Origin of the sequence: Agromyces sp. S2-1-8 (genome assembly GCF_021129215.1) — a bacterium.
In the GTDB taxonomy this organism is placed as follows: domain Bacteria; phylum Actinomycetota; class Actinomycetes; order Actinomycetales; family Microbacteriaceae; genus Agromyces; species Agromyces chromiiresistens.
In genome coordinates this window covers 147064-170039 of record NZ_JAJOLP010000001.1, presented here as the reverse complement: position 1 = coordinate 170039, position 22976 = coordinate 147064, and the positions used below count along the sequence as shown (strand labels likewise).

General features: G+C 71.6%; 21 protein-coding genes. 16 read left to right on the top strand and 5 right to left on the bottom strand.

Annotated features, from left to right (window positions below; genetic code table 11):
- Window positions 1-8: 8 nt before the first annotated feature.
- Both LR269_RS00725 and LR269_RS00720 read left to right on the top strand, forming a co-directional pair.
- Window positions 9-944 carry a type II secretion system F family protein gene (locus tag LR269_RS00725; protein ID WP_231428800.1) on the top strand — a complete coding sequence of 312 codons (936 nt, stop codon included), beginning with the start codon at window positions 9-11 and terminating at the stop codon, window positions 942-944.
- A gap of 1 nt (window position 945) precedes the next feature.
- The gene (locus LR269_RS00720) at window positions 946-1824 is read left to right on the top strand and encodes a type II secretion system F family protein (RefSeq protein WP_231428799.1); all 879 of its coding nucleotides are present in this window, start codon (window positions 946-948) and stop codon (window positions 1822-1824) included.
- Here LR269_RS00720 and LR269_RS00715 read toward each other — a convergent pair.
- Window positions 1753-2625 carry an HTTM domain-containing protein gene (locus tag LR269_RS00715; protein WP_231428798.1) on the bottom strand — a complete coding sequence of 291 codons (873 nt, stop codon included), beginning with the start codon at window positions 2623-2625 and terminating at the stop codon, window positions 1753-1755. The genes LR269_RS00720 and LR269_RS00715 overlap by 72 nt on opposite strands.
- A complete protein-coding gene (locus LR269_RS00710) occupies window positions 2616-3011 on the bottom strand; it encodes a hypothetical protein (RefSeq protein ID WP_231428797.1) in 396 nt (131 codons plus the stop codon). The genes LR269_RS00715 and LR269_RS00710 overlap by 10 nt, the downstream gene beginning before the upstream one ends.
- A gap of 97 nt (window positions 3012-3108) precedes the next feature.
- On the opposite strand from LR269_RS00710, the gene LR269_RS00705 reads away from it, so the two are divergent.
- Together LR269_RS00705 and LR269_RS00700 are read left to right on the top strand one after the other, a co-directional pair.
- A complete protein-coding gene (locus LR269_RS00705) occupies window positions 3109-4140 on the top strand; it encodes an alpha/beta hydrolase (protein WP_231428796.1) in 1032 nt (343 codons plus the stop codon).
- Between the two features lie 162 nt (window positions 4141-4302).
- A complete protein-coding gene (locus LR269_RS00700; RefSeq protein WP_231428795.1) occupies window positions 4303-5334 on the top strand; it encodes a hypothetical protein in 1032 nt (343 codons plus the stop codon).
- A 79-nt stretch (window positions 5335-5413) separates the two neighbouring features.
- Here LR269_RS00700 and LR269_RS00695 read toward each other — a convergent pair whose 3' ends face one another.
- A complete protein-coding gene (locus LR269_RS00695) occupies window positions 5414-5902 on the bottom strand; it encodes a YajQ family cyclic di-GMP-binding protein (RefSeq protein WP_231428794.1) in 489 nt (162 codons plus the stop codon).
- Between the two features lie 266 nt (window positions 5903-6168).
- On the opposite strand from LR269_RS00695, the gene LR269_RS00690 reads away from it, so the two are divergent.
- The 7 genes from LR269_RS00690 to LR269_RS00660 are packed head-to-tail and all read left to right on the top strand — an operon-like array spanning window position 6169 to window position 14946.
- A complete protein-coding gene (locus LR269_RS00690) occupies window positions 6169-7056 on the top strand; it encodes a helix-turn-helix transcriptional regulator (protein ID WP_231428793.1) in 888 nt (295 codons plus the stop codon).
- Between the two features lie 51 nt (window positions 7057-7107).
- Window positions 7108-8403: a S8 family serine peptidase gene (locus LR269_RS00685; RefSeq protein ID WP_231428792.1), complete on the top strand. Its 1296-nt coding sequence runs from the start codon at window positions 7108-7110 to the stop codon at window positions 8401-8403.
- Between the two features lie 40 nt (window positions 8404-8443).
- On the top strand, window positions 8444-10387 hold the full coding sequence (locus LR269_RS00680; RefSeq protein WP_231428791.1) for a hypothetical protein: 1944 nt from the start codon (window positions 8444-8446) through the stop codon (window positions 10385-10387).
- Between the two features lie 35 nt (window positions 10388-10422).
- Window positions 10423-11478: a hypothetical protein gene (locus tag LR269_RS00675; protein ID WP_231428790.1), complete on the top strand. Its 1056-nt coding sequence runs from the start codon at window positions 10423-10425 to the stop codon at window positions 11476-11478.
- Between the two features lie 12 nt (window positions 11479-11490).
- Window positions 11491-13962, top strand: coding sequence for a hypothetical protein (locus tag LR269_RS00670; RefSeq protein ID WP_231428789.1), 2472 nt, complete (start codon window positions 11491-11493; stop codon window positions 13960-13962).
- Window positions 13962-14222 carry a hypothetical protein gene (locus tag LR269_RS00665; protein WP_231428788.1) on the top strand — a complete coding sequence of 87 codons (261 nt, stop codon included), beginning with the start codon at window positions 13962-13964 and terminating at the stop codon, window positions 14220-14222. The genes LR269_RS00670 and LR269_RS00665 overlap by 1 nt, the downstream gene beginning before the upstream one ends.
- The gene (locus LR269_RS00660; protein ID WP_231428787.1) at window positions 14215-14946 is read left to right on the top strand and encodes a hypothetical protein; all 732 of its coding nucleotides are present in this window, start codon (window positions 14215-14217) and stop codon (window positions 14944-14946) included. The genes LR269_RS00665 and LR269_RS00660 overlap by 8 nt, the downstream gene beginning before the upstream one ends.
- 61 nt (window positions 14947-15007) lie before the next feature.
- Here LR269_RS00660 and LR269_RS00655 read toward each other — a convergent pair whose 3' ends face one another.
- Complete coding sequence (locus tag LR269_RS00655) at window positions 15008-15553, bottom strand: hypothetical protein (protein WP_231428786.1); 546 nt, start codon at window positions 15551-15553, stop codon at window positions 15008-15010.
- On the opposite strand from LR269_RS00655, the gene LR269_RS00650 reads away from it, so the two are divergent.
- Together LR269_RS00650 and LR269_RS00645 are read left to right on the top strand one after the other, a co-directional pair.
- A complete protein-coding gene (locus tag LR269_RS00650; RefSeq protein ID WP_231428785.1) occupies window positions 15552-17183 on the top strand; it encodes a hypothetical protein in 1632 nt (543 codons plus the stop codon). The genes LR269_RS00655 and LR269_RS00650 overlap by 2 nt on opposite strands.
- A 20-nt stretch (window positions 17184-17203) precedes the next feature.
- Window positions 17204-19249 (top strand): glycoside hydrolase family protein, encoded by a 2046-nt coding sequence (locus tag LR269_RS00645; RefSeq protein WP_231428784.1) that lies wholly within the window; start codon window positions 17204-17206, stop codon window positions 19247-19249.
- Between the two features lie 41 nt (window positions 19250-19290).
- Here the strand turns inward: LR269_RS00645 and LR269_RS00640 are convergent, their stop codons facing one another.
- Window positions 19291-20310 (bottom strand): LacI family DNA-binding transcriptional regulator, encoded by a 1020-nt coding sequence (locus LR269_RS00640; RefSeq protein WP_231428783.1) that lies wholly within the window; start codon window positions 20308-20310, stop codon window positions 19291-19293.
- 204 nt (window positions 20311-20514) lie between these two features.
- Here LR269_RS00640 and LR269_RS00635 point away from each other — a divergent pair, with 204 nt between their 5' ends.
- The 3 genes from LR269_RS00635 (at window position 20515) to LR269_RS00625 (ending at window position 22934) form a co-directional block, all read left to right on the top strand.
- Entirely contained in the window at window positions 20515-20679 is a 165-nt protein-coding gene (locus tag LR269_RS00635; RefSeq protein ID WP_231428782.1) for a hypothetical protein, read from the top strand.
- A 12-nt stretch (window positions 20680-20691) separates the two neighbouring features.
- Window positions 20692-21468, top strand: a complete 777-nt coding sequence (locus LR269_RS00630; protein WP_231428781.1) for a PH domain-containing protein — start codon at window positions 20692-20694, stop codon at window positions 21466-21468.
- A 113-nt stretch (window positions 21469-21581) separates the two neighbouring features.
- Window positions 21582-22934 (top strand): hypothetical protein, encoded by a 1353-nt coding sequence (locus LR269_RS00625; protein WP_231428780.1) that lies wholly within the window; start codon window positions 21582-21584, stop codon window positions 22932-22934.
- Window positions 22935-22976 lie beyond the last annotated feature (42 nt).

Sequence of the window (22976 nt, the reverse complement as noted above, 5' to 3'; positions counted from 1 at the left end):
TCCTCATCGTGGGTTTGGCGATCTGCCTCCTTGCTGCGCTGGTGATCGTCTTCTTCACCGTCGCTCCATCGCCGCCTCGAGTCTCTCGCGAGCGCCGTGTTGCTCCCGGCACCGAACATGTCTCGCTGGTCGCGCGTGTCACCGAGCGGACGACGAACGCGATCGAGTCAGCGGCCTCGAAGCGTCGAGCGCGCCTCTTCGGGGCGGAGGAGCTCGAACTCGCGGGCGTCCAATCGACGCCGTCGCAGTTCGTGGTTCTCGTCGCATCGTCGGCGAGCGTACTGGCGCTCCTCGGTGTCATCCTGGGGCTCTCGAACGGGACGTCTATCTTCTGGGGACTTGCCTTCGCCATTCTGACGCCACTCTTCGCGAAGCTCCTGCTGAGTGTGCGCACGTCGAGGAGGCGCGCGAGGTTCGCCGATCAGATCGACGACACGGTTCAGCTCGTGGCAGGCAGCCTGCGCGCAGGACACGGACTGAGCACCTCGCTGGGTGCCGTGGCTACGGACTCTCCGGCGCCGATGGGTGAGGAACTCGCTCGGGCGGTGAACGAGTCCCGACTCGGTCGGCCGTTGCCGGAGGCCCTGACCACGACGGCGCAACGAATGCAGAGCAAGGATTTCGACTGGGTCGCCCAAGCGATCGGAATCAACGCCGAGACCGGCGGCAACCTCGCCGAGGTTCTCGATCAGGTGGGCAAAACCATCCGAGAACGCAACCAGGTCCGGCGCCAGGTGGCCGCATTGAGTGCCGAAGGCCGGCTCTCGGGGCTCATCCTGGTCGTCCTGCCGATCGCTCTGTTCCTCTTCTTCGCAGCGATCAGACCTGACTACATCTCGGTGTTCTTCTCGAACATCATCGGGATCGCAGCGCTCGTGCTGGCGGCATTGCTGCTGATCGGTGGATCGGTCTGGATCGCCTTCACCGTGAGAGTGAAGTTCTGACATGGATGCGGGATCGATCATCGCGTACATATCGGCGATCGTCGTCGCCGCTGCGCTCGGCGTTCTTGTGTTCCTCTTGTTTCCCGCTCGCAAGGTCGAGACGGAACCAGCGAACGTTGATGAAGCGCCAGCGGTCGATGTCTCGCGAGAGCGCACCTCGTTCGCCGAATCGCTGGCTGCTGCCGCTCCGAAGGGTTACGTCGGATGGCTCGAGCGCCAAATCGTCTTCGCTGGGCGACCCGCCGGTTGGTCCGCGAGGGGCTTGCTGACCTGGAAGCTGATCCTCGGGATCGGCGCAGTCGTCTTCGGATTTCTCTTCGTTTATAGCGGCGGGCCTCAGCCGTTCAAGGTGCTGCTCGCTATCGCGGCGATCATCCTGCTGTTCTTCGCGCCCGATATCCTCGCTAACAGCCGAGCCCACGACCGACAGCAGGCCATCGTCTACGCCCTGCCTGACACGCTCGATCAAATGACGATCGCGGTAGAGGCTGGGCTGGGATTCGACTCCGCCATGGCGAAAGCAGCTCGTGGTGGCGATGGTCCGCTCGCCGAGGAACTGATCCGCGTACTGCAGGACATGAGCATTGGGCGGACTAGGCGCGAGGCTTTCGAAGAACTCGGCCGACGCACCAACTCCGACGATCTCCGGCGATTCATCCGCGCGATCGTGCAGGCCGATGCTTACGGTCTTGCGATCGGCGAGGTCCTGCGGGTTCAAGCAGGCGAGATGCGAACGAAGCGGCGACAGCGAGCGGAGGAACAGGCGCAGAAGGTGACCGTGAAGATCATCTTCCCCCTAATCTTCTGCCTATTGCCTGCGATGTTCATCGTCATCCTGACGCCCGCCGTACTCGGGATCATGAACCAGTTCGCTCGCTGAATCGCCGCTGTCGGCCGCACGGCCAGAACCGCGAGTACTCACCATTTCCACGCCAGGGCGGAAGAGGAAAAGCGGGTAAAGCGTGATGCAGGAGATCGCGAACGCGATGAGCGGCAGCGTCTCGCCGGTCATGAGCACGATGATCGAGAGATGCAGACCGAGACCGAATAGCACGGCCACACGACGACTGGCCCGGAACCAGAGACCGATCCCGATGATGAGCTCGACGACGATCGTCAGAATCGATGCCACGAAGAAGAGCTGCCACGGTGCGTCGAACCAGACCCAGCCCGAGAGCGGGACACCGGAGAGGAAGACGAGATTCATCTTGCTCAGTGCGGAGAACACGTAGAGCACTGACAGTTGGCTCATCATGAGCAACTGCGGCCACCAGCGCACGGTGCTGCGATGCCCGAAGGGCTTCACGGACCACGCCGTGCCCGCCTGCGCGAATACCAGATACGCAAGCAACAGCGTCCCGAACCAGCGATGGTTGCTGTAGAGCTGCTGATCCCAAAGCAGCATCGTTGCGCTGAGGAGCACGGACACAACAGCCGCCGGCGCGGTCATCCAGCCAATCGTGACGGCGATTCCGGCGATGACTGCGACGATGAGCCCCACCACTAGCAGCGGAGCTGACGGAAGTGGCGCTCCCGCGATCCAAGGCACCGCGAGCCGGCCGTCTGAGATCCGCTGGAGAATCTCGAACCCCTCGAAGGCGTTGAAGACGGTCGCGACACCGATGCCCATCCGAGCGACCGCGACCGGTCGCGGGTCCGTGCGAATCTCGGTCAGCCGCATTCGATGCTCCGAACCCGACCTGACTGTTCGACCGTCACACTCGCAGCGTCCGGCACGGCAGCGCAGATCGCCTCGGGTAGACGCGGCAGCCAGTCGGTGTCCGGTCGATACTTCCCAACCAGATCATCGATACCTTCGAACGAATGCTCGTGCCCATCCGAACCCGTCACTGTCGCGGTTACGGCACCGAGGCCCGAGTACATCTGGAACCCGAACTTCTGCGGCGGCGGCTGCAGCAGTGCGACGAGCGGAATCGCCACCTGCAGGAAGATCACGGCAATGACCGCAATAGTCCCGATCGTGGCATGCCGTCGGCGACCGGGCGGCAGCGTCGATCCGCCGACGACAAGGTCGTCAGGAGAGGGGTCGTCATTCGGGTCGCCCACACTCACACGCTAGGGCGTCGCCGCGTGCTCGCCAACGCCCGCGTTGGTGGGCCACCTCGATAGGCTGACCCCGACACCGCCCAGGGGAGGGGGAGCCGTGGCCGAGCCGACATCCGCCGACACGACGCTCGCCGCGACGCCGGCCACCGAGCCCGCCTGGCGCCCCGACATCCTCGGCCCCGGCTTCGAACAATTGACCCTCCCGCTCGGCGACGACGCCGAAGGCGAGGTGGTCGCGACCCTGGTCAGGCACCGGCCGGCATGGCGGTGGCGGTGGCGCCGGGCCGCGGCATCCGGTATCGACGTGCTCTACGTGCACGGCTGGAGCGACTACTTCTTCAACCCCGAGCTCGCCGCGTACTGGGCCGGGCTCGGCGCGCGCTTCTTCGCGCTCGACCTGCGCAAGTACGGGCGCAGCCTGCGCCCCGGCCAGACGCCCGGACTCATCACGAGCCTCTCCGACTACGACGCCGACATCGCGGCCGCGCTCGCGGCCATGGGGCACGGCGGGGATGCCTCCGGCCGGCGCCTGCTCGTCATGGGGCACTCGACCGGGGGATTGACGCTGTCGCTGTGGGCCGCGCGGCACCCGGGCGTCGCGTCGGCGATCGTGCTCAACAGCCCGTGGCTCGAGTTCCAGCTGTCGCGCATCGGGCGCGAGGCGATCGCACCCATGATGCAGTTCGGTGCCCGGGTGCATCCGCTCGCGCCGCTGCCGAACGTCGACCTCGGGTTCTACACGCGCGCCGTCGCCCGCGAGCAGGGCGGCGAGTGGGAGTACGACCACGACTGGCGCCCCGACCGCGGGTTCGCGACGAACTCGGTGTGGCTCTCGGCCGTGCTCACCGGGCACGCGACCGTCGCCGCCGGCATCGACGTCGGCGCGCCCGTGCTCACCTTGCTGTCGGCACGATCGACCATCCTCACCCGGTGGGACGAGGCGATGCGGTCGACCGACAGCGTGCTCGTCGTCGACGAGATCGCCGAGCGGGCGACGAAGCTCGGGCCCACCGTCGCGATCGAGCGCATCGACGGCGCGCTGCACGACGTCATGCTCTCGGCCGAGCCCGCCCGGGCGGCCGCGTACGCCGCGATCACCCGGTGGCTCGGCGGCTACGCGCGGGCGTGAAGCGGGTTCGGCGCGCTGAGCGGTGCTCGAAACATGCTCAGCGGGTCGAACCCGACTCAGGTGAGCGGCGACTCGTCCTGCACAGGGGGAGCGCGGCGGCTGGTGTCAACGTGGCGGCGGGATGCGGCATCCGTGGGCCACGGGTCGGCGGAAGCTGGGGCGATGGATCTTCCCCGACTGCCCTCCGGGCTCATCAGGTTCGCCGACGTGCGCGATGCCGGGCTGCAACGGCGCCTCGCGGCCGAGGTGTCGGCCGGCCGCCTCGAACGGGTGCGACGCGGGTTCTACGCCGAAGCGCCCGCCGCGACGACGCCCGCCTGGCGGCGCGACGAGCTGCGCCACCTGCACCTCGTGCACGGCGCCGCCGAGGCGATGCATGCTCCGGTGTTCACCGGGCTCTCGGCACTCGCGCTGTTCGGGCTCCCGACCTACGGTCGCTGGCCGCACGAGGTCTCGGTGCTCTCGCCGGGTCCGACCGGATTCCGCCGTGGCGGGGTCGTCGGCGTGGGGGTGAGCCGGGCGCCGTCACTCGTTCGGGTCGGCGACCGGGTCGTCACCTCGGTCGAGTACACGCTGATCCAGGTGTGCCGCGTCGCGACGGTCGCGGCTGCGCTCGCCGCGGTGGATGCCGCGCTGTGGGTGCCGCGTCGGTCGTCGGGCGGTCCGCGCACGACCCTCGAGCGACTGCGGGCCGAGCATGAGCGCCTGCTGCCGTATCCGGGCAGCCGTCGCACCGAGGCCGTGCTCGAACGCGCGACCGCACGGGCCGAGACGGTCTTCGAGACGGCCAGCCGTCTCGTCATCGAGGAGTTCGGCTTCGAACCGCCCGTGCTGCAGCAGCGGTTCTGGCTCGGCGAACTCGGCACGACGGCCGACGTCGACTTCTGGTGGCCGTCGGTGCGCGCGATCGGCGAGGCCGACGGACGCGGCAAGTACCTGACCGTCGACGATCGGCGGGAGTCGGTCGGCCCCGGCGCCGCTGCCCAGCGCGTCATCCGGGAGAAGGACCGCGAGAACGCCCTGCGCCGACGGGCCGACGCCTTCGAACGGTGGGACTGGGGCGAGATGGTGCGCAAGCGCCCGCTCGAACAACGGCTGGCGGCGATGGGCGTGCCGCGGACGCGGCGCCGTCGTGCGCTGATCGGTCGCCCCGACGAGCCGGCCCTGCGCTCCACGCGCAGCCGCGCCCGCTGAGTCGGGTTCGGCACGCGGAACGAGGTTCGAACCCGACTCAGCGCGCCGAACCCGACTCAGCGCGGCGCGGGCACCCGACTCAGCGGAAGTTGGTGAACTGCAGCGCGACGTCGAGGTCCTTGCCCTTGAGCAGCGCCATCGTCGCCTGCAGGTCGTCGCGGCTCTTCGACGAGACGCGCAGCTCGTCGCCCTGGATCTGGCTCTTCACGCTCTTCGGCGCCTCGTCGCGGATGATCTTCGAGATCTTCTTCGCGTTCTCGCTGTCGATGCCGTTCTTGAGCGCGATCTCGATGCGGAACTCCTTGCCCGACGGGTAGGGCTCGCCCGTGTCGAGCGCACGCAGGGTGATGCCGCGCTTGATGAACTTCGACTCGACGACCTCGAGCACGGCCTTGACGCGCTCTTCGGTCTGGGCCTTCAGCAGCACCTTCTCGCCGCTCCACTCGACCGAGGCGCCGACGTTCTTGAAGTCGTAGCGCTGCTCGACCTCTTTTCGCGCCTGGTTGACGGCGTTCTCGGCCTCCATCTTGTCGACCTTGCTCACGATGTCGAACGTTGCATCTGCCATGCGCGCCAGTTTACCGAGGGGGCGGGCGGATGCCACGGGGTCGCCGCCGACGCTGACCCCCGAAAGCGGGGCCCGCCGACGGCTGTGGAAGCTGAGGAACTCCCATATTCTGGCGCTACCGATGTGGACCGGCGACGCCGCCTCCTCCGACCCGAACGAATGACCGACGCACAGGTTGCCACGACGGCGAAGGCCGGGGTGCGCCGACGTGCCCCGAGCGGTGGACGGCTTCGGGGGGAGCGTCGTGGCATCGAGGGCGTGCGCCGATGGATCGCGCGGCGGATGACGACGCGGTCTTCGCCAGATCGCTCCTCGATCTGTACGCCGACGCGCTGATCGAAGCCGGCGGCGGCGCCGATCCGCGCCCGCGACTGGCGGCGCGCATCGGCGTCGCGTTCGACGCCCGCGCGGTCGGGCACGTCCGCGTGCGCTACGCCCGCGACGGCGGCCGGGCGGTCGAGCCCGACCGCTCGGAGCTCTGCCTCTGGCGGCGCGAGACGTCGAAGCTCGCGTCGACGATCGAGATCGCCTTCCCCGAGCGGTTCCGCGGCGCCCGCATCGACGACGCCTGGTACGCCTCGACCGCGCGCCGCTTCATGCTCGACTGGCTCGCCACCCCGCACCTCGCCGAGCTGCCCGTGCTCGCCGATGCCGAGGGATTCGTCGTGGTGGTCGTCGCGACCGCGGGGCGACCCGACGAGCGCGAGGCGACCCGGCTCGGCGAACTGCGCCGCCACCTCGAGGTGTTCGAACGCACGTCGGCCGCGCTCGCCGTGGCGTCCGGCCACGGGCTCGGCGCCGCCGGGTCGTCGCCGGGGCCGCAGCCGCCGCGGCCCGCCGTCGACCCCATCGACCCCGTCGACCCTGTCGAAACGGGCGCCCGCCGGCTGACCGCCCGCGAGCTCGAGGTGCTGCAGATGCTCGGCGACGGGCTGCTCGCCCGCACGATCGCGGCGCGCATGGGCGTCTCCGAGCGCACCGTGCACAAGCACCTCGGCAACGTCTACGAGAAGCTCGGCGTGCACGACCGGCTGCTGGCCGTGCGGCGAGCCGAGTCGCTCGGACTGCTCGGAGCGGGCGCCGTCGGGCGCGCGCCCATCGCGGGGGCGGAAGGGCGACGGCCCGCGCTACCACCGCCGGCCGCATCGGCATAGTGTCACAACTGCGTATTGTCGGGCGGTCGGCGCCGTCGTTCAATCGTGAACGTGAGGCATCACCTGATCCTGAAGATGCGCGAGCGGCTGCCCGAGCCGCCCGTCATTCCCGACTGGATCACGTTCATCGGCGACAAGACGCACGTCGTCACCTCGGTCGTCGCCGAGGTCGACGCCGTCCTCCACGAGGTGCGCCGCGAGTACTGGGTGACGCACGAGTACGTGCCCGCGATGGATGTCTGGACTCCCGCCGAGACGATGCACGGGCTCGATCGCACGTACCGGATCATCTTCGACGACCTCGCCCCGCTGTCGGCCGACGTGCTCGCGCGCCTCTCCGCGCTGCGCTCGGTCGAACGCTGCAGCCAGCTCGTCGTCGCCGGCACCGACCTTCCGGTGCCCCAGCCCGCGACCGCGCTCGGCACGACCTCGTCGGCGGGCGATCAGATCGGCGTGCCGTTCGCCAACGCGATCACCCGCGGGCGACCCGACGTGCTCGTCGCGGTGCTCGACACCGGCGTCGACCTCGACCACCCCGAACTGCGCGGCACGATCGTCGCCGCAGCCGACTTCGTGAACCTCGAGGGGCTCGACACGAGCGGATTCGTCGGCGACGTGCTCGACGCCGACGCCGACCCCGAAGACGAGGTGGGCCACGGCACCCACGTCGCGGGCATCATCGCCGGGGCCGGTCGGGCGATGGAGCCCGGCGTCGCCCCCGACTGCCGGCTCATGGCCGTGCGAGTGCTCGCGACCATGCGCACCGCGACGGGGTTCCAGGGCGCCGGGATCGTCGACAACATCAACCCGGCGCTCAAGTGGTGCGTCGACCGGGGCGCCGACGTCGTCAACATGAGCGTCGGCATCCGGCACACCGGTGGCGGCCTCCCGCACGCCGACGTCGTGCGCTACGCGCAGAGCCGCGGGGTGACCGTCGTCGCAGCGAGCGGCAACGACGGGGCTCCGACCAAGTACTACCCGGGAGCGCTGCCGGGCGTGATCGCCGTCGCCGCGTGCGACGACGCGGGGGCGGTCGCCGGCTTCAGCTCCTACGGCGCCGACATCACCGTCACGGCCCCGGGCGTGCGGATCCTCAGCTCGTTCGCGAGCGGCCGCTACGCCGTCGCCTCCGGCACCTCGCAGGCCGCACCTCACGTGGCCGGCGCCGTCGCGCTCATGAAGTCGTATGCGCGCGACCACGGGTTCGACCTCGACGCCGACACCGTGCTGCGCGTGCTCCGCGAGACATCCGACCGCATCGACGCCCGCCCGCGCAACCCGCACGCGGGCTACGGGCGCATCAACCTGACCGACGCATTCAAGTGGCTGGGGCGCGCCCGGCGGTGAACGCCGCCCGCGCCAGGTCGCACGCACCGAGGAGACCGCAATGCCGTACACGCTCAGCTCCCTGAACGCCGACGGGAAGTCCGCGCCGAGCGGGTTCCGCATCAAGCGCACGCTCGCGACCGTGCAGGGGTACCAGGCCGCAGTCGACCAGAAGGTCGCCGCGCAGCTCGCCGAACTCGACGGGTTCCTCCAGAAGGCGATCGTCGAACCCGGCGACGAGGCGCTCGACACGGTGCGCGAGTGGGTCGAGCGCCCGCTCACCCCGCGCCGGTCGGCGGCGATCGGCGTCGGCCGGTGGGCCGAGGACAGCCTCGTCAGCGCACTGCGGGCGAACAAGCCGGGCGCGGGCGAACGCACGATCGGCGAGGTGCTCGACGGCGAGACCGACCTCACCGACCTGCGCTACGAGCTCGACGACGAGCTCGACGCCCGGTGGTCGACGCTCGACTTCGACGTGCGCACCGTGCTCGCGTACGAGGGGATCCGCGACCTGGTCTTCGCCCGCGCCTACCTCGTCTACGGCATCCGGCAGCGCACGAGCCTCATCAACTTCGTCGTCTCGCACCGCGACGGCGCGCGCGACGTCGTCGCGTACGCCACCGTCGGAGCCGCGCGCGACCTCGTGCAGGAAGCTCAGCTTCGCGTGCCGAAGCTCGACGACGACGACAGCACGGTCGTCACCGCCATCCTGGCGCGGGCGCCGAAGCTCTCGGTCGACTCGTTCAAGGCCATCGTGCTCGACGTGGTCGGCGACCACCTCGAGCACGACAAGTACGCGGGGCTCATCGCCGCCTCGGGCGTGAAGGACGTGCCGCCCGAGCTCGTGCCGACGCTCGTCGAGTACCTCAAGACCTCGCACATCGCGGTGACGAAGGAGAACGCGCCGTACATGGTGCCCATGTACCTCGCGAAGGCGGCGACGAGCGGCGCGATGCCGAGTGCCGGCCCCGACGACCCGTTCGCCGTGACGTTCTACGGCGACGACGCCGCAGCCCGGTCGGTGAACTCGGCGGCCGTGCGCTGCGCGGCGCAGCTCTTCTACGTCATGACGCTCGGTGACGAGCTCGGCGTGTTCGACGCGGTGCGGTACTTCACCTCGACGTACCTCTTCCACGACGGGTTCGCCGTCGAGGACCCGGTGCTCCGCAAGGACCTCGAGGACTACGTCTTCTCGAACCGGTTCCCGGTGCTCGACCCGCGCAGCGGCACGACCGACAAGGTCGACGCGACCCGCGAGCCGATGCGGCGGGCGTACTACCGCCAGGTCTTCGACCTCGGCAAGGCGCCGACGCCGGCCGACGCCCCCGCGAACGAGGAGTTCGGCCGGCTCTGGAAGATCCTCATCCTCGAGTCGGCCCGCTACCTCGAGCGCGCCCAGGTGAGCCCGCACCCCGACAACTTCGTGTCGAGGCAGAACGTCATGCAGGCCGTCGAGGACCTGCAGTACAACCTCTCGACGAGCTGCGTCGGCCTCGCGACGGTGATGACCCCGATGATGAACGCCGAGCTCGACTTCGTCATCACCCGCATCCTGGGCCACGAGGAGATCCGCTCGCACCTCGTGCCGGCCGGAGGCTCCTGGCTCAAGGTCATCGAGAAGCTCGCGGCGACCCGCGGCCAGCGGGCGCGGGCCAGCGTGCTCAACAACAAAGCGCGGCTGGGGCACGCACTGCTCACCTCGATCGCCGAGTACACGCCGTCGGCCTTCGAGCAGGACGAGGCGTTCTCGCGATTCATCTCGAACGTCGACGCGTTCATCACGACGCAGAGCATCCTGCAAGAGGATGCCTCGGAGCACGGCGACGACGAGGCCGAGGCCGGCGGCGGGTCGGGCCCGCTGCCCGGGATGCCGTCGATTCCCGACCTTCCCGGCATGCCGGACCTCGGCGGAATGCCCGGCATGCCGTCGTTCGGTTCGCCGCCGACCGGCGCACCGGGCACCGGGGCGGGCGCACCGGCCTCCGGCGACGACTGGGACTTCTGAGCTCCGGGTGAGCCGGCACGGAAACGGAGCAGAGCATGAACGAGAGCACGCGGCCCTCCGATGCGGAGATCCTGCAGCTGGCCCGAGCCACCGCCGTCGAGGTGCTCGCGCCGAGCGGGCCCTTCCAGGCGATGTCGCTGGCCGACCAGCAGAGCGTCTACCTCTCCCTCGTCGAGGAGGAGATCGATCGCGAACGCGCCCGCCGGGGTCTCGCCCCGCGCGACGTCGCCAAGGCGATGGCGACCGACTCGGGCGAGGAGATGGGCTTCGAGGGGTACCGCCCGGGATTCGAGGGCTCGACCGAGGCGTTCAACGAACTCGTCGACAGCGTCGACTTCCCGCAGTTCGTCGCCGACCTGATGAAGGCGGTGTTCAACGCGAACCTGAAGGTCATGAAGGAGCAGACCGACTCGTACATCAAGCTCATGAAGGAGGCGACGAAGTCGACCGCCGACTTCATCACCAAGATCAAGGACGACGAGTCGTTCCTGAAACTCGCCGAGACGCGGGGGGCGCAGTACGGCGTCACGACCGAGCGCGCCGCCGACGGCTCGCAGAAGATGGCGCTCACCACGCCCGAGGGCGACAAGGTCGACCCCGAGGACTCCGAGGTGAAGCGGCACATCCTCGAGGCGAAGATCAACATGGCCAAGGAGCACCGCGCCGCACTGCGCGAGGTGCTGCTCATGGGCGTCACCCGGCTCGTGGTCGAGAAGGGCGTCATCGAGGCGGGCGTGGAGTTCATGATCACCGCGAACCGCAAGTCGCAGGCGTCGCACCAGGACCAGAACGTCAACGTCGTCAACGTCGAGGCGTCGTACGACCCGCCCCTCGGCGGCCTCTTCGGCGGCCCGAGCGGCAGCATGAGCATGACGAACACGAACATCCAGGTGAACACCTCGCAGAAGGAGGCGACCGACACGCTGTCGGCCAAGCTCACCGGCAAGGTGAACATCCAGTTCAAGACCGACTACTTCAAGCTCGACAACTTCGCGACCATGTACGCCGACGGCGGCGTCGCGGCGCTGCCGCCCGGGCAGGGCGCCGCCCCCGGCGCCGCACCGGGAGGGGCGGCCCCCGCCCGCCGATAGGGGCGACCGCTCATGGCGCTTGCACTGCTTCGGGAGGAGGACGGTGATGGGCAGGCACGGGTCTTCGAGATCGACACGGGCACGAGCCCGTACTTCCGGGTGCTGCTCGGCACCCAGGTGCGCACCGTCGACGGGGTCGTCGTGCTCGACGGCCCGTACTGGCGCAGCGAATGGCGTCGCAATCCCCGCGCCGGGCGTCATCTCGACACCCGCACCCGGTACCTTCTCGAGGAGTCGGCGGTCACCGAGCCGCGCAGCCTCGTGCAGGTGCAGAGCGCCGCGGCGCCCGACGGTCGCGCACCCGCATTCTCGCGGCCGGTGCGGCTGGGCGCCTTCGTGGACGCGCCGGGCGACGACGACCGCGTCGACGCTTGGGGCAGCGCTCCCGAATCGGGGTTCGCGATGAGCGCGTCGTCGAGCGAGCCGGCGCCGGTCGGCGCACCGGGCGCGGCGCCGATGCCGCGCAGCGCCCGCACCGCGGTCGCGACCTGCAGCGCACGCGAGACGTACAGCCGGCCCGCGTCGATGGACGACCTGCTCGGCACGCTGGTGCGCGTCGCGGGGCCCGTGCTGCAGCAGCTGCTCGGCCCGGGCGGCGCCGGCGGTGCGTCGGGCACCGGCGGCGACGCATCCGCCCTCTCGCCCGACACGCTCGCGCAACTGCTGCGCAGCGTGCTCGGGGCCGTCGCGTCGCCCGCGACAGGGGCGGCGGCTGCGGCGCCGGTCTCGCCGGTGCCGGCTCCGTCGGCGACGGCACCGGCGACGGCGGATGCCTCGGCGGCCCACGCCGCGCCCGCGCCCGCGGCGCCGGGCGCCGACCTCTTCGCGACGCCGCACGACCCGGTTCCGGCCGGCGGCGACCTGTTCGCCACGCCCGAGTCGATGCGCATCGACTGGGGCGTCGCACCGGCGCGCGCCATGATCGCCGGCATCGACGACGCGATCCTCGCGGGGCTCGCGGGCTCGGTGCTCAGCGCACTCCCGCAGCTCGTGAACGCGGCTGCGGCGCAACGCGCCCAACGTCGTACCGACCACCTGCGGCTCGTGACCGAGGTGCTCGGCTCGGCCGATCGCATGCGGCTGCTGCAGTTGCTCGCAGCGGCGGCGCCGGGCGGTGGGGGAGCGACCGGCGCCGCGCCGGGCGGCGACGGCGCCGCGACCGGCGCCGCGGGGAGCCCGGGCGGCGAGTCGGTCGACGCGATCGAAGAGCTCCGCCGCCTGCTCGGTGCCGCCCCGGCGGTCGCCGCGCCGAGCGGCACCCCGGCGGCCGCGGCCGCACCCGCCGCAAGCGCCGCCGCGCCCCCCGCGGCTTCAACGGGTCCCGCGCCGGGCGCGGTGAGCGGCACCTCGAGCCTCGACGGCACGCGCACGACCACGGCGGCGACCACCGCCACCGCGAGCCGGGCCGTGCTCGCGCCGGTGCTCGCCCCGCCGCTGCCGCGGCTCGGCGGCCCGCGCCCCGTGTTCGCCGCCGGGCAGGCGGTCACGCTGCGGTTCCGGCTCGACGTCGGCACCGACGGCCCGACGACGCCGCTGCCGCGAGCCGTGCTCGACGTCGCGATCGGCGAGCCGGGCGGGAGTACGAGGCTCGTCGAGCGGACGCAGCGGCTCACCGGCCTCGCGCCGGGCACGCCGATCAGCGTGGCACTGACCCCTGCCGAGCTCGCCGCGTTGCCGCACGAGGTCGACCTCGAGGTCACCGCGTCGCTCCGCTGGCCGGGCCGGAGCAGCGTCTACCAGGCGTCGAGCGCGACGCGCATCGTGCTCGGGGCCGTGCGCAGCGTGCGGGCGCGCGGCGGCGTCGCGGGCGAGCCGAGGGAGCTCACCGACATGGCCAGGTTCCGGTCGTTCTGGAACCGCGTGTGGGCGAGCACCGACGCCGACGACCGCGAGCTGCCCCTGTGGGGGTTCGACGCCGCGACCCGGTACTCCGTCGTCCTCACCGCCGCCGACCGGGGCAACGGGCTCATGCAGACCCGCTCCGAGCTGAGGCCGCAGGGCGAGGGGGTTCGCCGGCTCACCGCCGGGCGGTTCAAGGCCGGCCTCGAGGTCAGCGTGCACGAGCTCAACGCGCTGCTCCCGCTCTGGGACGGCGGGCAACCGCTCGCCCCAGAGGTCGTGGCGGCGTTCGCCGCGCCGGCCTGGCTCGCGGCGCAGGGCGGCGACGCGGTCGCGAACGTGCGGTTCGAGGGCCGCCGCAACACCCGCGGCGTGCTGTGGGCCGTGCCGGTGCTCGGGCTGCGGAGCTTCACCCTCGCCTCGGCGACCGAGGTCGACCCCTACGGGCAGGTGCTCGCGACCGCCGACGAGGAGGTGCGGTTCCCGGTGATCGAGGCCGTCCGGCTGCTCGGCCTCGCCGCGTCGGTCGACGAGGAATCGGCCGAGCCCACCGCGTCGGGCTACGCCTTCGACGGGTACGAGGTCGTGTTCGAGACGAAGGCCGGGCTCGAGCCCGCGTCGGCCGTGATCGACGGGAGCGCATGATGGACGAGGCGTTCGTGCCGCTGCACGAGATGCTGCCCGGGCTGCTGCCGCTCGCGCCGCCGATCGACGACCGCGAGGCGGGAGTGCGCACGACCATCGTCGGCTGCGAGGTCGAGACGCCGATCGAGCTCGACCTCACGGTGCGCGGCTCCTCGATCGAGATCGGCATGGTGCCCCCGCTTTACCACGTCGCGACCGCCGACCTCCCGGTGTTCCACGCCATCCGCATCGTCGTCGAGCAGGAGCCGGACGATGGCTGAGAACTCGCCGTGGCGCCTCGAGGACTTCGTGGACTCGCTCGTCGTCGAGCTCGACAAGACCCGCGAGACGCTCGCCGTGAAGGCGATCAACAAGCCCCTGAGCTACTCGGTGAAGGAGGTGGCGCTCGACGTGAACGCCTTCCCGAGCTACGCCGACGGCTCCGTACGGTTCGTCACCGCGCAGCCCGGCGAGGAGGGCGCGTCGAAGCTCACGATCCAGCTGAACTCGATCACCGACCAGCAGGTGCGGGCCAGCACGAAGGCGCGCGGCACCGCGCCGGTCGACGCGATCGACCCGCTCGAGGTCGACGAGCAGACGCGCACCAAGCTGCGCCGCATCGGCGTCAACTCGCTCGACGACCTCAAGGAGCTCGAGGCGCGCAAGGTCGACCTGGGCGCGGTCACCGACTCCGAGATCGACTACAGCCAGATCGCGCGCAAGATCCAGCAGTCTCGGCGCAGCAAGTCGGCGCCATCGATCGACGGGGTCAGCCTGTCGCAGTCCGAGGGCGGACCGGTGCTCCTGCTCGAGGGGCGCAACCTGGCCGTCGACGCCTCGTTCGAGCCGGTCGCCGTGCTGAACGGCGAGCTCGTCGAGGTGCTGTCGCGGGGGCCGGCGCACCTGAGCCTGCTCCTCGACGAGGAGCATCCGCTCACCGCCGACAACGAGGTGGTCGTGACGTTCGACCAGTTCGCCGTCGTCCGAGTCAACGTGAGGGCGTGAGGGTCATGTATTCGAGACCGCAGAGCAGGGACGCCGACTTCGCGCGGCTGTTGCGTTCGAGCTACGCGAGCGGGCGACCGCCGGCACCGGCGCGGCGGAGCCGGGCCGTGACGCTCTCCGTCGACCCCGGCACCGAGGTGATGGAACAGGGCGGGCAGCCCTTCGAGGAGTACGTCGTCGAGCGCGGAGAGCCCGTGCCGGCACCGCTCGCCACGCCACCCTCGGCGCCGGGCGCCCCGGGTGCGGCACCAGCGACCCCGGATGCCTCGGCGTCGACGCCGCCCGCACCCGCCGACACCGTCCGCACCCCCGAGGCGCCGGTCGCACCCGACCCGTACGCCGCGGCGACCGTGCCGACTCCGTCTTCGGCGACGCCGACGTCGCCCTCTGCGCCCGCCGCTCCGCCGTCGGTGGAGACGCCGGCGCCGGGCGGGGCGTCGCCGTCGGTCGCGCCGTCGCCCGCCGCCGCCCCGTCGGCGTCCGCTCCCGCGCCGACGGCCGCCGAGCCGCTCCCGGCACCGCCGGCGCTGCCGGAGACATCCTCACCCGAACCCGCGTTCGCGCCCTCGAAGCCGAGCGTCGCCGAAGACGACCTCGCGGCCGACATGCAGGCCATCCTCACCGGCCGCAAGGTGTTCGACCCGTCGATGGGCGGCATGCGCGACCGCGACGGCTCGCCGCCCCCGCCCCCGCCACCCGTCGACCCGGCCAAGAACGAGCAGGCGATCTTCGACCGCATCGCCGAGAGCATGGCCTACGCGAACAGCTTCGACCTCGGCAGCGTCGAGCTGCAGCGCCGGTTCGACCGCTTCGACGAGGAGGCGTCGCGACGTGGTGCGCCCGCGCCCGGCACCGCCGCCGCACGACGCGCGCAGGCCGCGGCCGGGCCCGTGCATGCCGGACAGCGCGAGTTCATCGAGGACCTCTCCGCGATCGACGACACGCGCGCGGCCGCTCCCGCAGCGCCGGCGCAGGCGACCCCGGTGTGGGGCGCGCTCGGCGCGGCCACCGATCGCGGCGCGTCGGTGCGGCTCGGCGACGTCGGCCGCCTCGTCGGCCCCGACCTCAGCCGGCCGTTCTTCGACACGGGGGAGCACGTGCGCTCCGGCGACGACGTCGGCACGGTGCCGCTGCGCATCGCGAACGTCGACTTCACGTACGGCGACCTCGTCGCGATGCCCGACTTCTTCGAGAACCCCGCCGACCTGCTCGGCGCCTCCGAGCGCGAGCTCACCGCGCTGCGCGGCCACATCCGACGCAGCGCGGCGCACTACCGCACGAGCACCGGGAACGACCCAGTGACCGAGACCGACTGGTCGACGGCGACGGGCGGGCGCTACCTGCGCCTCGCGGCGACGAACTACACGCACTTCGCGCCGCCCTCGGTCATCGAGGTGAGCTTCCCGCAGGCGCACGGCGACAACCGGGCGCGCTACGCCGAACTGCACCAGCAGGCCCTGCGTGAGTCGCAGCGGCTGCATCTCGCGAACCCGAGCGGTACGCCGACCCTCGAGAGCGCCCTCATCGTCAACGCGTTCGCCGACCACTTCCTGACCGACGCGTTCGCATCGGGTCACCTCGTCAACAAGGAGGTCGTGATCGACGCGTTCCGGCGCGAGTTCTACCACGGCAGCAGCCTCAACGCCGCCGGGCAGGCGTTCTTCACCCGCGTCGCGAACCGCGCATTCACCGGCGAGGTCGCCCGCCGGTTCAGCGAGCTCGAGCAGGCCGACCCGACCATCGGCATCGGCGGTGTCGGCTGGCACGCCAACATCAACAGCGCGTCGCGGTTCGCGACGCTGCTGCAGCGCGCCGCCGAGCAGGAACCGGAGAAGATCGCCAACGTCGCGGTCAAGGCACTGCACGACCATCTCAACAGCACCGGTGTGATGGTCGGCAACAACGCCGGGGCGGTCCCGTGGCGCCTGCACGGCGACGAGGCGCTCGAGTCGTCGACGCTCGCGGTGATGAAGCAGGCCGTCGCGCAGTCGGTCGCCGACCTGCGCGATCCCGCGATCCTCGCCTCCGGAGCCGACCTCGGCGCGCTCGTCGACCGGGTCTGGCGCTTCACGCCCGAACCGACCTCGGCCGGGCTCACCGTCCTGCGCACGGCGTTGCAGACGTACACGACGCCGGGCTCGACCGTGCTCAGCAACGCGGCCGCCGACCTCATCACCGCGCAACTCGACCAGCTCATCGCCGAACTCGTCGGCGGCGGCCACCTGCGCCGAGCCTGACGCAGCCGGAAGGAACGATCATGCCAACCGCATTCGCCGCTGCACCGGGACGGCGTCCCGGTGTCGGCTGGGCGCGCGCCCAGAGCGCCGCCGACCGCCAGCTCGTCGTGCTCATCGAGAACGGCGGCATCGACCTCGGCATCCCCGACCTGGTCGACCGCGTGATCCGCGCCGTGCCCGGCGCCGACACCGTGCTCTCCGATGCGATGCGGGCCCGGCTCGTCGCCGCCGTCGAAGACGGCCTGCGCCGCGCCACCGACACCCTGATCGAGTCGGCCGAACTCGCTGTGCAGCAGTTCGGCGCGGCCAAGCCCGACGTCTACGGCGAGGTCACGGTGCTGCGCGACTCCACGGCGACGTTCGCCGAGCTCCGATCGACGCTCTTCGACGCCACGCGAGCGGGCCGCGTCGTCGACCTGCTGATCCTGACGCACGGCAACGAGGGCCGCTACATCGATGCGGAGGGCCGCGTCGACGCCGATCGGGTCCGCTCGCTGCGCACCGAGTTCGGCGGACCGCTCAACCTGCGCAGCGTCTACATGATGAACTGCGTCGGCTCGAGCCTCAACGGCGCCTGGCTGCACGTCGGCGCCCGCACGAGCGTCGGCACGCACGCGAACAACTACCTGCCCGAGCCGACGACGCACTTCTTCTGGACGGCGTGGAAGGGCGGCGCCACCTTCGAGGCCGCCGCGACCGGCGCCTATCGCAGCGCGATCGCCAGCATGAACGGCATCGTGCGCGGCCTGATCGCCGCCCTGCCGTTCCCGGCGTCGCTGCTGGCCGGCCAGGTCGACTTCGCCGAGTGGGACTTCGTTCGCGACAGCCGACCCGAGGTCGTCGGCGCCGGCGCGCTGACCGTCTCGACCGACACGCTTCCCGCGCCGACGGCTTCGGCTCAGTCGATGCTCATGACCACGGTGCTGCCGGCACCGACCGGCGACCGCCGCCGGCCCGCCGCCCGAGCCGGGAGCCGATGGTCGGGGTCGCTGTCGGTCGCCCGCGCGGTGTCGCCGGCCGGCCGGGCGTTCGTCACCCGCTGGGAGCGCCCGTTGCTGCCGCCCGGCGACGCAGGCGATGCGGAACTGGCCCGGCGGATCGCCTCGGCCGAGGACTTCATCTCGCTGAAGATCGCGCACCCTCTCGCACAGCACCAGGTCGACGCCATCGTGAGCTTCGCGTGCGGCATCGGCTCGCACGCCTTCAGCCGTTCGGCGGTGCTGCGCCTGCTGGAGGACGGGCGTCTCGACGAGGTGCCCGTCGAGATCGCCAAGTGGGTGCGGGTGCGCAGCCCCCAGGGCGTCGTCGACAGCGCGGCGCTCGCCGAGCGCCGGCGCGCCGAGTCCGAGCTGTTCACGGGGGCGGTCGCCCTCGCGGTGCCGGCCTCGCGCGAGGTGCGCGAGTACGCCTACCAGCAGAACCCGGCCGCGCTGCTGACCGCCGCCGAGGCGATCCAGGTGGGCCTCGCCGCGGCGTCGATCGTGCAGACCCAGGTCAACGCGTTCCCCGGCGGCACGCTCTCGGTGAGCTACGACAAGCAGCAGCGGCTGCTGACCCCCGAGGCGCGGCTGCAGATGCCGGGCGCGATGCGACCGAAGCACGCGTTCACGCGCGAGCTGTTCCGGTTCCCGCAGATCAGGGTCGGCACCGCCCACGCCACGCTCACCGTCTCGTGGGAGGGCAACGACTACGGCGAGATGTCGACGCCGATCGTCTCGCGCGACCTGTCGGAGACGAGCGACTGGTCGCACTCCTCGGCGAGCATGGTCATCACGGCCGTGAACCGGATCCCGACCGGCACCGACCCTCGATCGTGGCCGCTGAGCTACCACTACGAGGGGGCGTTCGACCCGGTCGGCAACGGCGACTGGGAGTTCGTCGGCGACTTCGAGCTCAACGCGTTCGGCGGTATCCGCTTCACGCGCCATGAGGTCGTCTCGCGCTCGCTCATCGACTCGGCGCTCAGCGTCAACCCGTCGGCGTGGCGCGGCTCCGACGTGACGGTCCCGGTTCCCACGATCCCCGACGACCAGGCCGCCTACCTCCGTGCGCACGTGCCGTCATGAGCGGGGGCGACGCGGTCGAGTGACCGAGGCCCGGCGGAACGCTACTCGGGCGGCCGCGCCGTCGACGAGCGCACGCGCAGCTCGTACGGCAGCGGCGTCGCCGCCGGTGCGGGGGCGTCGCCGGTCGCGGGCTCGAGCTCGTCCATGAGGATCTCGGCGGCCTGCTCGCCCTGCAGCCGGGGGAACTGCGCGACCGTCGTCAGCCCGAAGAAGTCGGCGAGGTCGTGGTCGTCGATGCCGACGACCGACACGTCGCGCGGCACGACGAGGCCGAGGTCGCGCGCGGCGAGGATCGAGCCGATCGCCATCTCGTCGGAGGCCGCGAAGATCGCGGTCGGCCGGTCGTGCGGGGCGCCGAGCAACTGCTTCGTCGCGTGGTACCCGCCGCGAATGGTGAAGTCGGCCGGCGCGAACAGGCGCCCGTCGGGCTCGACGCCCGCGTCGCGCAGCGCCCCCTCGTAGCCGAGGCGCCGGTTCGTCGGCAGGTGGAAGTCGACGTCGAACTCGAGGTCGCCGCCGATGTGCGCGATGCGCCGGTGGCCGAGGCCGATGAGGTGCTCGGTCGCGAGGCGGGCGACCGCGACGTCGTCGATCGTGAGCGTGCGCACGCCGGGGATCGGCCCGCCGACGCCGACGAGCGGCTTGCCGAGCTCGTGCAGCCGGGCCACTTCGGGCTCGGTGAGCTCGAGCGACACCGCGATGACCGCGTCGACCCGCTGTCGCAGCAGGAAGTGCTCGAACACGCTCGCGCGCTCCTGCCCGTCGCCCGAGAGGTTGTAGAGCGTGAGGTCGTAGCCGTGCCGCAGCAGCGCCTGCTGCGCGCCCTCGAGCACCGACGAGAAGAACCAGCGGTTCAAGAACGGGATGACGACGCCGATGTTGCGCGTCCGGCCCGACGCGAGCGACGAGGCGTTCGACGACACGACGTAGCCGAGCCGCGCGGCGGCGTCGAGCACCTTCGCCTTCGACGCGGCCGACACGTGGCCGCGGCCGCTGAGCGCGCGCGACACGGTCGCGGTCGACACTCCCGCGAGCTTCGCGACCTCTTCGATGCCGGCCATGGCCCCTCATTCTCCGGCCCCGCCGAGCCCGTCGTCATGAGAAATCCTATCGGGCGAGGGAGGTCGGCGACCGGCCCCGACCCGGGCGCCGTGCGGCGCGCCGCCCCCGGCCCGAGGCATCCATGCGGTAAGAATGCCGGGTCAGGGCTGGCTCGTGGGGTGGCGGCATGCCATCGCACGAACATGAAGGGAAACGCAGAAACCATGAAGTTGGTCAAGCGCATACTCCTCGGCCTCGTCGTGGTCTTCGCCGCGTTCTACCTGATCACGCGCCCCGAGGACGCGGCCACCGCGGTGCAGGGCGCCGTCGACGCCGTGTTCAACGCCGTCGGCTCGATCGGCACGTTCTTCATGTCGCTCGTCTCCTAGCACGGAGCGCGCATGGGCTTCTTCGATCCGCACGTCGAGCGGCACCTCATCGCCGATGAGGGCGAGGTGATCGTCGACGAGGTCACCAAGCACTGGGCGGCGAACGTCGCGGCCGCGCTCGAGGTGGCGGCGGCGATCCCCGTGCTGCTGCTGCTCACGGTGCTGCCCTCACCGGCGTACTTCATCCCGATCTTCGGAGCGCTCTTCCTCGTGCTCGACGGCGGCCGGCGCATCCTCGGCCGCCGCATGGACCGCTTCGTGGTGACGAACATGCGCGTGTTCCGGGTGCACGGCATCCTCTCGCAGCGCATCGCGACGATGCCGCTCACCCGAATCCTCGACATCTCGGTGCACAAGCCGATCATCGGTCGCGTGCTCAACTACGGCCACTTCATCTTCGAGTCGGCCGCGCAGGACCAGGGGCTGCGCGAGATCCGCTTCGTCGGATCGCCGGACCAGCGCGGGCTCACGATCCAGCGCGTCATCCAGCGGGCCGGCCTCCGGGGCGGTGGGCGCGGCGGCGCGGCGTCGGCGCTCATGACCGGGATGCCGCAGCAGGGCGATTCCGGCGAGCAGGGCCGCGTCGACGAACGCGAACCGCGCCCGTTCGACGACGGCGAGGCGCGCACACAGCCCGTGCCCGTCGTGAACGGCGAGCACCGGGGCTGGTTGTCGACCGCGCCGAGCGGTGGCGGCGACGCGAGCGGCACGGCGCCCATCCGCGCCGACGGCACCCGCCGCGACCAGGGCGACACGGCAGAGGCGCCGTGGTGGCGGCCCTCGAACTGAGCGGCATCGGGGCGCGGCGGGGCGTCGGCCACGAGGCATCCACCGTCTGAACGATGCCGGCGCAGGCCGCGATGCGCTGGCGTCGCCCGCGCGCGTGTGCGAGCATGGCGGGCATGGCGAATCGGGGGACATCGCTCGCAGGGGCGGTCGGGGTCATCGCACTGACATTGGCGGGCGTTGCGGCGGGCGCGGCTGCGCCGGCTGCGGCGGTCGACCCGGCGACCGAGATCGGTGCCTACGCCGACTGGACCGTAGGCGGCTCGGCCAACGCCTTCACGGCGACGGGCGCGCTGCCCGCATCGACGGGGTTCGGCGGGCCGATCACGCTCACGAGCGACAGCATCTCGCTGGCCGAGGCGTCGGGGGCGAGCGCGTTCCTCAACGCGTCGACCGACTTCGGCACCGAGTACGGGTCGAGCCGGCTGCAGCCCTACCTCACGATCCGTCCGAAGTCGGGGGCGCTCGCGCCCACCCCGCCGTCGGTCGGCAACCCGCCGCCGTCGCGCACCGTCGTCGACCTCGGCGCCGAGCGCGGCGACGACTGGGGCTTCGTGCTCGGAGACGTCGACGCCGACTGGGTGTTCGTGACCGCATTCGACGACACCGGAGCGCCGCTGCCGGTCTCGGCGCTCGGCGCGATGACGCCCGGCAACTACTGCGCCGCCGGGTCGCCGAAGCCGAGCACCTGCGCCGGGCCCGGCCCGTTCACCGACATTCCCCGTTGGGACGAGTCGGCGAACATCGACGACTACGGCATCGCCTTCGTGCCCGGGACGGTCGTCGGCAACTTCGACGACACGTCGGGCGCGTACCTCGGCTTCCGTCCAGACTCGTCGGTGCGTCGCGTCGAGCTGCTCTACGGCGCGGTCAACGGCTCGCCCTCGTACCAGCTCTGGATCGCCGCCGCCGCGGCGAAGACGACCATCACCGGCACCGTCGAGCTCGAGGACGGCGCACCGCCGCCCGCCGGCACCATCGTCGAGATCGAGGATGCCTCCGGCGAACCCGTGCTCGACGTCACCGGTGAAGAGCTGCAGGTGCCCGTCGAGGACGACGGCACGTACACGGTCGACCTGCCGCAGGACGACAGCTACACCATCATCGTCGTGCCGCCGGCGGGGTTCACCCCGCCCGCGCCGGTGACCGTCGACGGCACCGAGGCCGAGGTGGTCGCGCCGCCGATCGTCGTCGAGCCGGTCGTCGTCACCCCGCCGTCGACCCCGCCGGCCTCGCCGCCCGCCTCGCCGCCGGCGTCGCCGCCCGCCTCGCCGTCGCCGGCCGCCTCGCCCGCCGCGGTCGCGGGCGAGCTCGCCGAGTCGGGGGCGAACGTCGCACCGTTCATCGCGATCGCCGCGGCCGTGATCGCCGCGGGCGCCATCGCGCTGCTCATCTCCCGCCGTCGCCGCACGGCGCCGGCGAAGCCCTCCGGCGACGCCCCGGCGAACGGTGAGGCCGACACGAAGTAGGCCCAGCCGAGCCGTGCTGCACGGTCGTGCGCCGGCCGGCTT